Source organism: Streptomyces avermitilis MA-4680 = NBRC 14893, assembly GCF_000009765.2.
Lineage (GTDB): Bacteria > Actinomycetota > Actinomycetes > Streptomycetales > Streptomycetaceae > Streptomyces > Streptomyces avermitilis.
On the sequence record NC_003155.5, the window covers coordinates 7,434,163 to 7,449,743 of the forward strand.

The 15,581-nt window shown below is 71.2% G+C and carries 12 protein-coding genes; 8 read left to right on the forward strand and 4 right to left on the reverse strand.

The window, feature by feature from the left end; genetic code table 11:
* Positions 1-115: 115 nt before the first annotated feature.
* The 3 genes from SAVERM_RS31850 (at position 116) to SAVERM_RS31860 (ending at position 7,307) form a co-directional block, all read left to right on the forward strand.
* Positions 116-847, forward strand: coding sequence for a VIT1/CCC1 transporter family protein (locus SAVERM_RS31850; RefSeq protein WP_010987589.1), 732 nt, complete (start codon positions 116-118; stop codon positions 845-847).
* Positions 848-1,246: 399 nt separating this feature from the next.
* The gene (gltB, locus tag SAVERM_RS31855) at positions 1,247-5,854 is read left to right on the forward strand and encodes a glutamate synthase large subunit (protein ID WP_078234556.1); all 4,608 of its coding nucleotides are present in this window, start codon (positions 1,247-1,249) and stop codon (positions 5,852-5,854) included.
* The gene (locus tag SAVERM_RS31860) at positions 5,847-7,307 is read left to right on the forward strand and encodes a glutamate synthase subunit beta (protein ID WP_010987591.1); all 1,461 of its coding nucleotides are present in this window, start codon (positions 5,847-5,849) and stop codon (positions 7,305-7,307) included. Before gltB ends, SAVERM_RS31860 begins: the two co-directional genes overlap by 8 nt.
* 165 nt (positions 7,308-7,472) lie before the next feature.
* Here the strand turns inward: SAVERM_RS31860 and SAVERM_RS31865 are convergent, their stop codons facing one another.
* Both SAVERM_RS31865 and SAVERM_RS31870 read right to left on the reverse strand, forming a co-directional pair.
* A complete protein-coding gene (locus SAVERM_RS31865) occupies positions 7,473-8,327 on the reverse strand; it encodes a chitosanase (protein ID WP_010987592.1) in 855 nt (284 codons plus the stop codon).
* A 38-nt stretch (positions 8,328-8,365) separates the two neighbouring features.
* On the reverse strand, positions 8,366-9,331 hold the full coding sequence (locus SAVERM_RS31870) for a rhomboid family intramembrane serine protease (protein WP_010987593.1): 966 nt from the start codon (positions 9,329-9,331) through the stop codon (positions 8,366-8,368).
* Positions 9,332-9,477: 146 nt separating this feature from the next.
* Between SAVERM_RS31870 and SAVERM_RS31875 the strand changes: the two genes are divergently transcribed.
* Positions 9,478-10,197, forward strand: a complete 720-nt coding sequence (locus SAVERM_RS31875) for a vWA domain-containing protein (RefSeq protein ID WP_010987594.1) — start codon at positions 9,478-9,480, stop codon at positions 10,195-10,197.
* Positions 10,194-10,772, forward strand: a complete 579-nt coding sequence (locus SAVERM_RS31880; protein ID WP_042493807.1) for a HutD/Ves family protein — start codon at positions 10,194-10,196, stop codon at positions 10,770-10,772. Before SAVERM_RS31875 ends, SAVERM_RS31880 begins: the two co-directional genes overlap by 4 nt.
* Here the strand turns inward: SAVERM_RS31880 and SAVERM_RS31885 are convergent.
* Both SAVERM_RS31885 and SAVERM_RS31890 read right to left on the reverse strand, forming a co-directional pair.
* A complete protein-coding gene (locus tag SAVERM_RS31885) occupies positions 10,750-11,709 on the reverse strand; it encodes an acyl-CoA dehydrogenase family protein (RefSeq protein WP_010987596.1) in 960 nt (319 codons plus the stop codon). The genes SAVERM_RS31880 and SAVERM_RS31885 overlap by 23 nt on opposite strands.
* A complete protein-coding gene (locus SAVERM_RS31890) occupies positions 11,709-12,848 on the reverse strand; it encodes an acyl-CoA dehydrogenase family protein (protein WP_010987597.1) in 1,140 nt (379 codons plus the stop codon). Before SAVERM_RS31890 ends, SAVERM_RS31885 begins: the two co-directional genes overlap by 1 nt.
* Positions 12,849-12,908: 60 nt before the next feature.
* On the opposite strand from SAVERM_RS31890, the gene SAVERM_RS31895 reads away from it, so the two are divergent.
* From SAVERM_RS31895 to SAVERM_RS31905, 3 genes are read left to right on the forward strand one after another with little or no spacing between them, the layout of a single operon-like run.
* Complete coding sequence (locus SAVERM_RS31895; RefSeq protein ID WP_010987598.1) at positions 12,909-13,700, forward strand: SDR family oxidoreductase; 792 nt, start codon at positions 12,909-12,911, stop codon at positions 13,698-13,700.
* A gap of 29 nt (positions 13,701-13,729) precedes the next feature.
* Positions 13,730-14,368 carry a TetR/AcrR family transcriptional regulator gene (locus SAVERM_RS31900; RefSeq protein ID WP_037646796.1) on the forward strand — a complete coding sequence of 213 codons (639 nt, stop codon included), beginning with the start codon at positions 13,730-13,732 and terminating at the stop codon, positions 14,366-14,368.
* A gap of 26 nt (positions 14,369-14,394) precedes the next feature.
* Positions 14,395-15,552 (forward strand): acetyl-CoA C-acetyltransferase, encoded by a 1,158-nt coding sequence (locus SAVERM_RS31905; RefSeq protein ID WP_010987600.1) that lies wholly within the window; start codon positions 14,395-14,397, stop codon positions 15,550-15,552.
* Positions 15,553-15,581: the final 29 nt, after the last annotated feature.

Genomic DNA, 15,581 nt, shown 5'->3' on the forward strand with positions numbered 1-15,581 from the left:
GTAAAAGCGCAGGTTAGCGCAGCCTTTCCTTGCTGGCGGGAAGGAATGGAGCGGCGTACTTTCGTAGTTGTCAAAAAGTGGAAACAGTCCAATCAACACCCTGGGGGACCGGGCCATGGCCATCATCGAGACCGAGGCGACGCTGCACGAGGCGCACCGCGACAACCACACCCACCGCGATGTCAACGGTGGCTGGCTGCGCCCCGCCGTCTTCGGCGCGATGGACGGCCTCGTCTCCAACCTGGCCCTGATGACCGGCGTCGCCGGCGGCTCGGTCGGCCAGCAGACCATAGTCATCACCGGGCTCGCGGGCCTGGCCGCCGGCGCCTTCTCCATGGCGGCCGGCGAGTACACCTCCGTCGCCTCGCAGCGCGAGCTGGTCGAGGCCGAACTCGACGTCGAGCGGCGGGAGTTGCGGAAGCACCCGAAGGACGAGGAAGCGGAGCTGGCCGCGCTCTACGCGGCGCGTGGCGTCGAGCCCGAGCTGGCCCGGGAGGTCGCCCGGCAGCTGTCCCGGGATCCGGAGCAGGCGCTCGAGATCCACGCGCGCGAAGAGCTGGGCATCGACCCGGGCGACCTTCCCTCACCGGCCGTCGCCGCCGTGTCGAGCTTCGGCTCCTTCGCGCTCGGCGCCCTCCTGCCCGTACTGCCGTATCTGCTCGGCGCGAGCGCCCTGTGGCCCGCGCTGCTGCTCGCCCTCATCGGGCTCTTCGCGTGCGGCGCGGTCGTGGCCAGGGTGACGGCGCGATCCTGGTGGTACAGCGGGCTGCGCCAGCTCGCCCTGGGAGGAGCCGCGGCGGGTGTGACGTACGTCCTGGGCAGTCTCATCGGCGCGGCCGTAGGATGACTGGCGCAGCTTTTTATGCGAGGGACCGTATAAATAGCCGTTACTCGGCGGTTTCGAATGCTTAACCACCGGGCATGAGCCGTAAGCGCCGCGGGCAATGAGGCCTGCGCCGCACTCAGCCGCGGCGGGCGACGTTGCCTGCCGCGCTCCGGGCCGACGGTCACTGATCTGTCCGCTTAGGTCCTCAATCTTCATCAATCTTCATCACCGTGCGCGGAACTCGTGCCGCAGCCCGGCGATGCCCTCGCCGCCAGCCACGGCGTCCGCATGTTGGAACGAAGTATCCGGTTCCCGAGAATCGCTCCATCATGTAACCTGCACGAAATTTTGCACTCCACAGCAGAGGGCCAACGTCGTCCCTCGGCACATGCATATGCCACGACGACGACGGGAGAGCCGATGCGTACGCCGCGCCAGCCGTCCCAGCACTCCACGAATGGCCAGAAGTGGTCCTTCATGGATGCTCGCCCTGCTGCGCAGGGTATGTACGACCCCCGCAACGAGCACGACGCCTGTGGCGTCGGTTTCGTGGCCACCCTCACCGGCGAGGCGAGCCACGCGCTGGTCGAGCAGGCGCTCACGGTGCTGCGCAACCTGGAGCACCGCGGTGCGACCGGCTCCGAACCCGACTCCGGCGACGGCGCGGGCATCCTGTCCCAGGTTCCCGACGCCTTCCTCCGGGAGGTGGCCGGTTTTGAACTGCCCGCCGCCGGTGCGTACGCGGTCGGCATCGCCTTCCTGCCCGAGGACGGCACGGACGAGGCCGTCTCACAGATCGAGACGATCGCCGGCGACGAGGGCCTGACGGTCCTCGGCTGGCGCGAGGTCCCGGTCGCCCCCGAGCTCCTCGGCGCCACCGCCCGCTCCACGATGCCCGCCTTCCGCCAGATCTTCGTGAGCGACGGACAGTCGCAGGGCATCGACCTGGACCGCAGGGCGTTCGTGCTGCGCAAGCGCGCCGAGCGCGAGGCCGGCGTCTACTTCCCGTCGCTGTCCGCCCGCACCATCGTCTACAAGGGCATGCTGACCACCGGCCAGCTGGAGCCCTTCTTCCCGGACCTGTCCGACCGCCGCTTCGCCTCCGCGATCGCGCTCGTGCACTCCCGGTTCTCCACGAACACCTTCCCGAGCTGGCCGCTCGCCCACCCGTACCGCTTCGTCGCGCACAACGGCGAGATCAACACGGTCAAGGGCAACCGCAACTGGATGGCGGCCCGCGAGTCCCAGCTCGTCTCCGAGAAGTTCGGCTCCGCCGGCAGCGGGGCCAAGGGACTGGAGCGGATCTTCCCGGTCTGCACGCCCGACGCCTCCGACTCGGCGTCCTTCGACGAGGTCCTTGAGCTGCTGCACCTCGGCGGCCGGTCCCTCCCGCACTCCGTGCTGATGATGATCCCGGAGGCGTGGGAGAACCACGACTCCATGGACGCGGCCCGCCGCGCCTTCTACCAGTTCCACGCCACGATGATGGAGCCCTGGGACGGCCCGGCCTGCGTCACCTTCACCGACGGCACCCAGGTCGGCGCGGTCCTCGACCGCAACGGTCTGCGCCCCGGCCGCTACTGGGTCACCGACGAGGGCCTGGTCGTCCTCGGCTCCGAGGTCGGCGTCCTCGACATCGACCCCGCCAGGGTCGTCCGCAAGGGCCGGCTTCAGCCGGGCCGGATGTTCCTCGTCGACACCGCCGAGCACCGCATCATCGAGGACGACGAGATCAAGGCCGGCCTCGCCGCCGAGAAGCCCTACGCCGACTGGCTGGAGGCCGGCGAGATCGAGCTGGAGGACCTCCCCGAGCGTGAGCACATCGTGCACACCCACGCCTCGGTCACCCGCCGCCAGCAGACCTTCGGCTACACCGAGGAGGAGCTGCGCGTCATCCTCGCGCCGATGGCCAAGGCCGGTGCCGAGCCGATCGGCTCGATGGGCACGGACTCGCCGATCGCCGCGCTGTCGGAGCGCCCGCGTCTGCTCTTCGACTACTTCACCCAGCTGTTCGCGCAGGTCACCAACCCGCCGCTGGACGCGATCCGCGAGGAACTCGTCACGTCCCTGCGCTCCTCCCTCGGCCCGCAGGGCAACCTGCTGGAGCCGACGGCCGCGTCCTGTCGTAGCGTCACCCTGCCTTTCCCGGTGATCGACAACGACGAGCTGGCCAAGCTCATCCACATCAACGCCGACGGCGACATGCCCGGCATGAAGGCCGCGACCCTGTCCGGCCTGTACCGGGTCTCCGGCGGCGGCGAGTCCCTCGCCGCGCGCATCGAGGAGATCTGCTCCGAGGCCGACGCCGCCATCGAGAACGGCGCCCGGCTGATCGTCCTGTCGGACCGCCACTCCGACGCCGAGCACGCGCCGATCCCGTCGCTGCTGCTCACCGCGGCCGTCCACCACCACCTCATCCGCACCAAGCAGCGCACCCAGGTGGGTCTGCTCGTCGAGGCCGGTGACGTCCGCGAGGTCCACCACGTCGCCCTGCTCATCGGCTTCGGCGCCGCGGCCGTCAACCCGTACCTCGCGATGGAGTCCGTGGAGGACCTCGTCCGCGCCGGTACGTTCCTGTCGGACATCGAGGCCGAGCAGGCCATCCGCAACCTGATCTACGCGCTGGGCAAGGGCGTCCTCAAGGTCATGTCCAAGATGGGCATCTCCACCGTCGCCTCCTACCGCGGCGCGCAGGTCTTCGAAGCGGTCGGTCTGGACGAGGAGTTCGTCAACAAGTACTTCAGCGGCACGGCGACGAAGATCGGCGGCGCCGGTCTCGACGTCATCGCCAAGGAGGTCGCCGCCCGCCACGCCAAGGCCTACCCGGCCTCCGGCATCGCGCCCGCGCACCGCGCCCTCGACATAGGCGGCGAGTACCAGTGGCGCCGCGAGGGCGAGCCGCACCTGTTCGACCCGGAGACGGTCTTCCGCCTCCAGCACTCCACGCGCTCGGGCAAGTACGACATCTTCAAGAAGTACACGGACCGGGTGAACGAGCAGTCCGAGCGCCTGATGACGCTGCGCGGCCTGTTCGGCTTCAAGTCGGGCCGCGAGCCGATCTCCCTCGACGAGGTCGAGCCGGTCAGCGAGATCGTCAAGCGGTTCTCGACCGGCGCCATGTCGTACGGCTCGATCTCCCGCGAGGCGCACGAGACCCTCGCCATCGCCATGAACCAGCTGGGCGGCAAGTCCAACACCGGTGAGGGCGGCGAGGACGCGGACCGCCTGTACGACCCGGCGCGCCGCTCGGCCATCAAGCAGGTCGCCTCCGGCCGCTTCGGTGTGACCTCCGAGTACCTGGTCAACGCGGACGACATCCAGATCAAGATGGCCCAGGGCGCCAAGCCCGGCGAGGGCGGTCAGCTGCCCGGCCACAAGGTGTACCCCTGGATCGCCAGCACCCGTCACTCGACCCCGGGTGTCGGCCTGATCTCCCCGCCGCCGCACCACGACATCTACTCCATCGAGGACCTGGCCCAGCTGATCCACGACCTGAAGAACGCGAACCCGCAGGCGCGGATTCACGTGAAGCTGGTCTCCGAGGTCGGCGTCGGCACGGTCGCCGCGGGTGTCTCCAAGGCCCACGCGGACGTCGTACTGATCTCCGGTCACGACGGTGGTACGGGCGCGTCGCCGCTGACGTCGCTCAAGCACGCCGGCGGTCCCTGGGAGCTGGGCCTCGCCGAGACCCAGCAGACGCTGCTGCTCAACGGCCTGCGCGACCGCATCGTCGTCCAGACCGACGGCCAGCTGAAGACCGGCCGTGACGTCGTCATCGCCGCGCTGCTCGGCGCCGAGGAGTTCGGTTTCGCGACCGCGCCGCTCGTCGTCTCCGGGTGCGTCATGATGCGCGTCTGCCACCTGGACACCTGCCCGGTCGGCATCGCCACCCAGAACCCGGTGCTCCGCGACCGGTTCACCGGCAAGGCCGAGTACGTCGTGAACTTCTTCAAGTTCATCGCCGAAGAGGTCCGCGAGATCCTCGCCGAGCTGGGCTTCCGCTCCATCGAGGAGGCCGTCGGCCACGCCGAGGCGCTCGACGTGGCCCGCGCGATCGAGCACTGGAAGGCGCAGGGCCTGGACCTGGCTCCGCTCTTCTACGTGCCCGAGCTGCCCGAGGGCGCGGCGCTCCACCAGGTCATCCAGCAGGACCACGGCCTGGAGAAGGCGCTCGACAACGAGCTGATCAAGCTCGCCGCCGACGCCCTGGCCGCGAACAGCGTGACCGACGCCCAGCCGGTCCGCGCCCAGGTCGCGATCCGCAACATCAACCGCACGGTCGGCACCATGCTCGGCCACGAGGTGACGAAGAAGTTCGGCGGCGCGGGTCTGCCCGACGACACCATCGACATCACCTTCACCGGCTCGGCGGGCCAGTCGTTCGGCGCGTTCCTGCCGCGCGGTGTCACGCTGCGCCTGGAGGGCGACGCCAACGACTACGTGGGCAAGGGCCTCTCCGGCGGCCGCGTGATCGTCCGTCCCGACCGGGGCGCCGACCACCTCGCCGAGTACTCGACGATCGCGGGCAACACCATCGCGTACGGCGCGACCGGCGGCGAGCTGTTCCTGCGCGGTCGTACGGGTGAGCGGTTCTGCGTCCGCAACTCCGGCGCGACGGTCGTGTCCGAGGGCGTGGGCGACCACGGCTGCGAGTACATGACCGGTGGCCGCGCGGTGGTCCTCGGCGAGACGGGCCGTAACTTCGCGGCCGGCATGTCCGGCGGCGTCGCGTACGTCATCGACCTCGACCGCGACAACGTCAACGTCGGCAACGCCGGCGCCGTCGAGGAGCTGACCGAGGACGACAAGCAGTGGCTGCACGACGTGGTGCGCCGCCACGCCGAGGAGACCGGCTCCACGGTCGCCGAGAAGCTCCTCGCCGAGTGGTCCGTCTCCGCGCAGCGCTTCAGCAAGATCATCCCCAGCACGTACAAGGCAGTGCTCGCCGCCAAGGACGCCGCCGAGCGAGCCGGTCTCACCGAGACCGAGATCACCGAGAAGATGATGGAGGCGGCGACCAATGGCTGATCCCAAGGGCTTCCTTACGCACGGCCGCGAGGTCGCCAGGACCCGTCCGGTCGAGGAGCGGGTCAAGGACTGGAACGAGGTCTACGTCCCCGGCTCGCTGCTGCCGATCATCTCGAAGCAGGCCGGCCGCTGCATGGACTGCGGCATCCCGTTCTGCCACAACGGCTGTCCGCTCGGGAACCTGATCCCCGAGTGGAACGACTACGCCTACCGCGAGGACTGGACCTCCGCGTCCGAGCGGCTGCACGCCACGAACAACTTCCCGGAGTTCACGGGCCGCCTGTGCCCCGCTCCGTGCGAGTCGGCGTGCGTGCTGGGCATCAACCAGCCCGCGGTGACCATCAAGAACGTCGAGGTCTCCATCATCGACAAGGCGTGGGACACCGGCGACGTCAAGCCGCAGGCCCCCGAGCGCCTGTCGGGCAAGACGGTCGCGGTCGTCGGGTCCGGCCCCGCCGGTCTCGCCGCCGCCCAGCAGCTGACCCGGGCCGGTCACACGGTCGCGGTGTACGAGCGCGCGGACCGCATCGGCGGCCTCCTGCGCTACGGCATCCCCGAGTTCAAGATGGAGAAGCGGCACATCAACCGCCGTATCGAGCAGATGCGCGCGGAGGGCACCAAGTTCCGCACGGGTGTCGAGATCGGCCGCGACATCGACGCCGCGAAGCTGCGCAGGCGCTACGACGCGGTGGTCGTCGCCGCGGGGTCCACGACCGCCCGTGACCTCCCGGTCCCCGGCCGTGAGCTCAAGGGCGTCTACCAGGCGATGGAGTACCTGCCCCTGGCCAACAAGGTGCAGGAGGGCGACTTCGTGGCCCCGCCGATCACCGCCGAGGGCAAGCACGTCGTCGTGATCGGCGGCGGTGACACGGGCGCGGACTGCGTGGGCACCGCCCACCGTCAGGGCGCGGCCTCGGTCACGCAGCTGGAGATCCTGGCGAAGCCGGGCGAGGAGCGCGCCGCGCACCAGCCCTGGCCGACGTTCCCGATGCTCTACAAGGTCACCTCCGCGCACGAGGAGGGCGGCGAGCGGGTCTACTCCGTCAGCACCACCCACTTCGAGGGCGACGAGGACGGCAACGTCCAGTGGCTGCACCTGGTCGAGGTCGAGTTCGTCGACGGCAAGCTGACCCAGAAGCCGGGCACGGAGCGCAGGATCCCGGCGCAGCTGGTGACGCTGGCGATGGGCTTCACGGGCACGGACCAGGACAACGGACTGGTCACCCAGTTCGGCCTGGGCCTCGACGAGCGCGGCAACATCGCGCGCGACGCGGACTTCCAGACCAACGTCCCCGGTGTCTTCGTCGCGGGCGACGCGGGCCGCGGCCAGTCCCTGATCGTCTGGGCCATCGCGGAGGGCCGCTCGGCCGCCAAGGGCGTCGACCGCTTCCTCACCGGCGCGAGCGAACTGCCGGCGCCGATCCGTCCCACGGACCGCTCGCTGATGGTCTGACGGCCCCGAACGTGACCTGAGGGTCACGCACATACGTCCCGCACAAAGGCGTGCGGAACACAGACGGCGCCTGCCCGCCAGTCCCCGACCGGACGACTGGGCAGGCGCCGCCGCATGTCCGCGAGGTGAACCGGGACCTGCCAGGTCAGGGGGCGTACGGAGGCATCACGGCACCCGGTACCGCTCCCCGTACACCCGCCACTCCAGCGGCGTGCGCAGGTCCAGGTTGCCGTCGTACAGGAACCGCCGCTGGGCCGTGTCGATGCGGGTCGTGTCGTGGTGGGACTTCTCGGACTTCATCACCGTGCGGCGCACGTCCAGGAAGGCGTCCAGGTACCTCGTCTCGGAGCCGCCCTCCGCGGGGGTGTCCGCCTCCCGCAGGGCCCGGGCGCGGATGCCCTGGAGACTGTGCGGGTCGGTGCCCGGGCCGTGGACGACCATCGCGTCGTAGTAGATGAACTGGCCGAGCGCGCCCAGGCCGTCGTGCCGGGCGAGACGGACGGCCGGGTCGAAGTAGACGCGGTCGCGTTCCGCGTCCTGGGCCGCGCGGAAGGCCGCGACGCCGGCCTCCGCCCGCCACGCCGCCGTGAACGCCCGGCCCAGGCCCGCGTGGGAGTCCGTGCCGTCCACCGCGCGCAGCGCGGGAAGGAAGCGGGCCAGGCCGTTGCCGGGGTGGTCCTTCGTGTAGCGCTCGACCAGGGTGAGCAGATCGTGCGTGCCGGTGCAGAAGCCGATGACGCCCGCCGTGTAGCCCCGGCCGTCACCGATGTCCTCGACGTAGCCGTAGGCGCTGCGCCAGTCCAGGGTGGAGTTCTCCGCGCTCGCCACGATCTCCTGCGCCAGCTCCTTCTTGGCGGGGGCGTTCAGGCCCTGCGCGCTCGCGGAGGACTGCCGCGACGGGGGCTTGGGGCTCTCGGTCCTGTCCGGGTCCGAGGGCGCGAGGCCGAAGAGGTAGACCGCCGTCGCCGCGGCGACGGCGGCGGGGACGGCCGTGAGCAGCAGGAGAGCGGCACGTTTCATGGCGTTCAGCGTACGGGCGCGGGTATCCGCTCAGCCCGTCAGCCCGTCAGCCCGGACACCTTCCCCACCGTCAGGACCAGCAGGAGCGCCAGCAGGCCCACGCACGCGGCCGCCTGGAGCAGACCGCGCCGGGGGCCGCGCGGTACGTACGCGTACGCCAGCGTGACCAGGCCGCCCGCCAGCAGTCCGCCGAGGTGGCCCTGCCAGGACGTGAGGCCCGCCGAGATCAGCAGCCACAGCAGCAGACCCGCGATGAAGCGGTTGACGGCGCGCATGTCGGCGCCCAGGCGGCGGGCCATCACGTAGTACGCGGCGCCCAGACCGAAGATCGCCCCCGAGGCGCCGACCGTGGGGGTGTCGGGCGCGATCAGCAGCACCAGCACCGAGCCGCCGAGCGCCGACAGCAGATAGAGGGCGAGGAAGCGGACACGGCCGAGCTGGGCCTCCACCACCCGGCCCAGGTTCCACAGCGACACCATGTTCATCACGATGTGCAGGATCCCGAACGTGCCCTCGGTGGGCGGCAGATGCAGGAACGCGCCGGTCAGCAGCCGCTCCCACTCCCCGCCCACGACACCCTCCGCGTGGAAGGACGAGGGGTACGGGTCCTGCCACAGGTAGTGCCCGCCGTCCGGCCCGGCAAGACCCGCGCCCAGCATCTGGAACCGGTCCACGAGCGCCGGCCGCAGCACCTCGCCCAGGTAGGCCAGCACATTGAGGCCGATCAGTACGTACGTCACCAGGGGGGCCGTCGTGATCCGCCCGCCGAAGGCCGTGCGGGCCTGCCGTACCGACCGCGCGCCTTCCTTCACGCACTCCACGCATTGATGACCGACGGACGCCTCCCGCATGCAGTCCGGGCAGATGTACCGGTCGCACCGGATGCAGCGGACGTGCGACTCCACCTTGGGATGGCGGTAGCAGGTGGTGACAGCGGAGTCGGCGGACTCAGGTGACTCGGGGGAGTCCGGGGTCTCGGGTGACTCCGGGGACTTGGGTTCCACAGCCGGCTCCTCGAAGGGGTGCGGACGGACGATGAGCCGGTGGGGGTCGGCGGCGAACAAAATAGCGAACTCCGGGGACAGTGATCGACGAGGGGCAGCTGTGACATACCCTCGGCACTCCCGTCACCGCCCTGAAGGGAGCCCGCATGGCCGCGATCAGCCTCGCCAAGGTGGAGGAGACCGCGCCCGCGCTGGTCAGCCTGTACAAGAGCGCCGGGGTGTCCCTGCACAAGCACGGCCTTGACGGTCAGCGGGCCGCCGTCTATCTCGTGGTCGACTACTCGGGGTCGATGAGGCCGTATTACAAGGACGGCAGTGTGCAGGCGCTCACCGACCGGGTGCTCGGTCTGTCGGCGCACCTCGACGACGACGGGACCGTGCCGGTCGTCTTCTTCTCCACGGACATCGATGCCGTCACGGACATCGCGCTCGCCGACCACCAGGGCCACATCGAGCTGATCGTGGCCGGACTCGGACACATGGGCAAGACCAGCTATCACCTGGCCATGGACGCCGTCATCGACCACTACCTCGACAGCGGTTCCAAGGACCCCGCCTTCGTCGTCTTCCAGACGGACGGTGGGCCCACCAGCAAGCCGGCCGCCGAACGGTACTTGTGCAAGGCCGCCGAGCTGCCCCTGTTCTGGCAGTTCATCGGGTTCGGGGACCCGGGAAGCCGACAGTTCGAATTCCTGCGCAAGCTGGACGAGTTGGCGGTTCCGCACAAGCGGGTGGTGGACAACGCCGGGTTCTTCCACGCCGGTACGGATCCGCGGAAGGTGTCCGACGGCGAGCTGTACGACCGACTGGTGGGCGAGTTCCCCCAGTGGCTGGCGGCCGCCCGCACCCACGGGATCGTCCGGTGACCGTCCTGCTTCCCGCCGCCGAACGCGTGGCCGTGGCCTGGAAGAACGGCGGCGGGGTGACCCGCGAGATCGCCGCCGCGCCGCCCGGTGCGGACATGGCCGCCTTCGCCTGGCGCGTCAGCCTCGCCGAGGTCGCCGCGGACGGGCCGTTCTCCGCGTTTCCCGAGGTGGAGCGGACCCTCACCCTCGTCGAGGGCGCCGGCATGGACCTGACGGTGGGCGGGCGGCGGCGGCTCGTCGACACGCGGTACGTGCCCCAGGACTTCCCCGGTGACGTGCCCACCGACTGCCGGCTGCTCGGCGGCCCCGTCGTGAACCTCAACGTGATGTGGCGCAGGGGCGGCGCGGCCCCGACCGTCGCCGTCGTACGCGGCCGGCTGCGCCTGCCCGCGGCGCCCGCCCTGGTGGTCGCCCTCGACGGGGGCGCGGACCTGGCCGGGGTGCGGCTCGGCCGCTACGACGCCCTGTTGCTGACCGGCGAGGACACCGTGCTGCACGCACACGGGCCGACGGCGGTCGTCGGACTCACCCCCGCCCGGGGGCTCGCGGCCCTCACGCACGACGAGCGGCACTGAGGACATCGGCACTGAGGACGTCGGCCCGGCACTCGGCCGGCGAGCCCCACGCCGTGCGCAGCGCACGGGCCTTGGTCAGCCACAGGGAGAGGTCGTACTCGGCGGTGTAGCCGATCGCGCCGTGCAGCTGGAGCGCGGTGCGGGCGGTCGCGTACGCCGCCTCGCAGGCCGCGGCCTTGGCGGCGGCCACGTCCCGGGGAGCCAGTGTCACCGCGGCTCCGAAGAGCAGCGGGCGCGCGAACTCCAGGGCGGTCTTCGCGTCGGCCAGTCGGTGCTTGACCGCCTGGAACGAACCGGTGGGAACACCGAACTGGACGCGCCGCGTGACATGGGTGACCGTGCGGTCGAGGAGGGCGAGACCGACGCCGAGGGCCTGGGCGGCGGTGGCGAGGCGGGCCCAGTCGAACGCGTGCCCCGGCACCCGCGAGGAGATCCGTTCGCCGCCGGGCAGGGGCGTGGTGATCCGGCGGCCTGGATCGAGCGACGGCCGTACGTCCGCGACGCCCGGCGCGAGCCACAACTCCCCGCCCCGCACGGCGAGCACGACGTCCGCGGCGTCCCCGTCCAGCGCGTACGGAGCGCCCACCGTGGCCACGGTCTCGCCCGCCGCCAGCCCCGGAAGCAGCCGCTTGGCCGGACCCGGCTCGGGCAGCGCGGCCAGCAGCGCCGCCGCCAGCACCGTCTCCACCACCGGACCCGGCACCGCATGCCGCCCCAGCTCCACGAACGCCACGGCCAGGTCCACCGGCAGCGGACCCATGCCCTCGTACGCCTCGGGCACCGCCGGCGCGAAGACGCCCGCCTCCGCGATCCGGGACCACAGGGCGCGCCGGGCCGTGTGGTCGCCGCGGATGACCGAGGGGGTGTCGGCGGCCGTCAGCATCGCGTCCAGGGAGCGGGCGAAGTCCCGCTGCTGCGGCGACAGCAGAAAACGCATCAGCGGCGCCCCTTCGGCAGGCCGAGCAGACGCTCGGCGACGATGTCGCGCTGGATTTCGTTCGTGCCCGCGTAGATGGGGCCTGCCAGGGCGAAGACATAGCCCTCCGCCCAGTCGGTGTCCGCGAGCTCCCCGTCCCGGCCGAGGAGATCGAGGGCCGTCTCGTGCAGCGCGATGTCGTACTCGGACCAGAAGACCTTGTTCAGGCTGGACTCCGGGCCGATGGGCTCGCCGTCCAGGAACCGGGCCGCGGCCGCGTAGGCGAACAGCTGGTAGGCGCGGGCGCCGATCACCGCGTCCGCCACCCGCTCACGCTCCTGCGACGGGCTGCCCCGCCCGCGCCAGAGCTCCACCAGCCGGTCGGCGGCGGCGAGGAAGCGGCCGGGGGAGCGGAGGGTGAGGCCCCGTTCGTTGCCCGCCGCGGACATCGCGATCCGCCAGCCCTGCCCCGGCTCGCCGATCACGTCCTCGTCGGGGACGAACACGTCGTCCAGGAAGATGTCGGCGAAGGCCGGTTTGCCGTCCAGGCGCCCGATCGGGCGGACCGTGACGCCCGGGGCACGCAGGTCGAACATCAGATACGTGAGGCCCTGATGGGGCTTCGGGGTGCGCGGCTCGCTGCGGAAGAGGCCGAACGCGCGATCCGCGAACGCCGCCCGCGACGACCACGTCTTCTGCCCGTTCACCAGCCAGCCGCCCTCGGTGCGCACGGCCTTCGAGGTGAGCGAGGCGAGATCCGAGCCCGCCCCGGGCTCGGACCACGCCTGCGCCCAGATCACCTCGCCGGTGGCCATCGGCGGCAGCACACGCGCGCGTTGCTCCTCGGTGCCGTGGTCGAAGAGCGTGGGGGCGAGGAGGCTGATGCCGTTCTGGCCGACGCGGCCCGGCGCGCCCGCCGCGTAGTACTCCTCCTCGAACACCAGCCACCGCAGGAGCCCGGCGTCCCGCCCGCCGTACGCGGCCGGCCACGACACCACCGACCAGCGGTCCGCGGCCAGCTCCGCCTCCCACGCGCGGTGCGCCCCGAAGCCCTCCTCGGTCTCCAGGGAGGGCAGCGGGACGGCCGGAACGTGCGCGGCGAGCCAGGCCCGGGCCTCGGTACGGAACGCCTCGTCGGCGGGGGAGTGCGTCAGGTCCACGGGCGGCACCCTTCGGAAACGGCCTTCCCTAACAAGTGTTTGGTAGGTTAGCGTGGGGCCATGACAGACGTCGAGGCCCCGGTGTACGTGTCCGGGCACGGCCTGCTCCAGGGGCGCACGGCCGTCGTCACGGCGGCGGCGGGCGCGGGGATCGGCGGGGCGACCGCCCGCCGGTTCCTGGAGGAGGGCGCGCGCGTACTGATCAGCGACGCGCACACCCGGCGCCTCAAGGAGTACGAGGCGGAGCTGGCCCGGGAGTTCGAGGGCGCGGCCGTCGCCGCGCTGCCGTGCGACGTGACGGACGAGGACCAGGTGCGGGCCCTCTTCGACACAGCCGTCCGACTGCACGGCGGACTCGACATAGTCGTCAACAACGCCGGTCTGGGCGGCACTTCGGACCTGGTCGACATGACGGACGAGCAGTGGTCGAACGTACTCGACGTCACGCTGAACGGGACGTTCCGGTGCACCCGCGCGGCCCTGCGCCTCCTCAGGGAGCAGCCCGGCGGCGGAGTGATCGTCAACAACGCGTCCGTCGTCGGCTGGCGCGCCCAGGCGGGGCAGGCCCACTACGCGGCGGCGAAGGCGGGCGTGATGGCCCTGACCCGGTGCGCGGCCATGGAGGCGGCCGGGTACGGGGTCCGGGTGAACGCCGTGGCGCCGAGCCTCGCCATGCACCCGCACCTGGTGAAGGTGACGACCCCCGAACTGCTGGAGGAACTGACCGGGCGGGAGGCCTTCGGGCGGTACGCCGAGCCCTGGGAGGTGGCCAACGTGATCGTGTTCCTGGCGTCCGGCTATTCCTCGTACCTGACGGGCGAGGTCGTCTCCGTCAGCAGCCGGCATGCCTAGGGGCAGGTACGAAGGACCACAATGGATCTGTGCCTACCAAGAAGAACCCCCAGGTGACCGCCGCACCGGAGCGCCGCCGCGAACTCCTCGACACCGCAGCCGAGGTCTTCGCCGAGCAGGGCTACAACGCCACCACCGTACGCAAGATCGCGGACCATGCCGGCATGCTCGCGGGCAGCCTCTACTACCACTTCGACTCCAAGGAATCGATGCTGGAGGAGATCCTGCGGACCTTCCTCGACGAGCTCTGGGACGGCTACGACACCGTCCTGGACGCCGAACTCGGGCCGCGCGAAACCCTGGAGGCGCTGGTCACCGAGTCCTTCCGGGAGATCGACCGGCACCGTGCGGCCGTCGCGATCTACCAGAAGGAGTCGAGGCAACTCGTGGCGCAGGAGCGGTTCGCGTTCCTCGCCGAGTCGCAGCGCAGGTTCGAGAAGGCGTGGCTGGCCACGCTGGAGCGCGGGGTCGCCGCCGAGGTGTTCCGGGCCGACCTCGACATCCGGCTCACCTACCGGTTCGTACGCGACACGGTGTGGGTCGCCGCGTCCTGGTACCGGCCCGGTGGACAGCACCGCCCGGAGGAGATCGCCCGGCAGTACCTGTCGATGGTCCTCGACGGGATCGCCGTCCGTACGTCGCCCCTCACGTTGCCCGTCCGTACATAACCCACTGGTGAGTCCGGGGAGTTGCCATGGCCGAGGCCTACATCGTCGAAGCGGTCCGTACGCCCGTCGGGCGGCGCCGGGGAGGGCTGGCCGGGGTGCACCCGGCGGACCTGGGCGCGCACGCGCTGACGGCGCTGGTCGCACGCTCCGGCATCGATCCCGCCGCCGTCGAGGACGTGGTCTTCGGCTGCCTGGACACGGTCGGACCGCAGGCCGGCGACATCGCCCGCACGTGCTGGCTGGCCGCCGGACTGCCCGAGGAGGTGCCGGGCGTGACGGTCGACCGGCAGTGCGGATCCTCCCAGCAGGCCGTGCACTTCGCGGCACAGGCCGTGCTGTCCGGCACGCAGGACCTGGTGGTGGCGGGCGGGGTGCAGAACATGTCGCAGATACCCATCGCCTTCGCCTCCCGGCAGGCCGCCGAGCCGCTCGGGCTGACCCAGGGGCCCTTCGCGGGCAGCGAGGGATGGCGGGCGCGCTACGGGGACCTGCCCGTCAACCAGTTCCACGGCGCCGAACTGATCGCCGCGAAATGGGGGATCACCCGGCGTGACCAGGAGGAGTTCGCGCTGCGCTCGCACCGGCGGGCCGTCCGCGCGAGCGACGAGGGACGCTTCGACCGGGAGACCGTGGCGTACGGGAAGGTCACGGCCGACGAAGGGCCGCGCCGGGACACCTCGCTGGAGAAGATGGCCGCGCTGGCGCCCGTGATCGAGGGCGGCACCATCACCGCCGCCTGTTCCTCGCAGGTCTCCGACGGCGCGGCCGCGATGCTGCTGGCCTCGGAGCGGGCGCTGCGCGAGCACGGGCTGACCCCGCGTGCCCGCGTCCACCATCTGTCCGTGCGGGGCGAGGACCCGATCCGTATGCTGTCGGCGCCGATTCCGGCGACCGCGCACGCCCTGAAGAAGACCGCGCTGGCCATCGACGACATCGACCTCGTCGAGATCAACGAGGCCTTCGCGCCGGTCGTGCTGGCCTGGCTCAAGGAGACGGGCGCCGACCCGGAGAAGGTCAACGTCAACGGCGGCGCGATCGCCCTCGGACATCCGCTCGGCGCCACGGGCGTGCGGCTGATGACCACGCTGCTGCACGAACTGGAGCGCACCGGCGGCCGGTTCGGCCTCCAGACGATGTGCGAGGGCGGCGGCCAGGCGAACGTGACGATCATCGAGCGGCTCTGACGATCACTGAGCGCCCCGTCTCAGGGCGG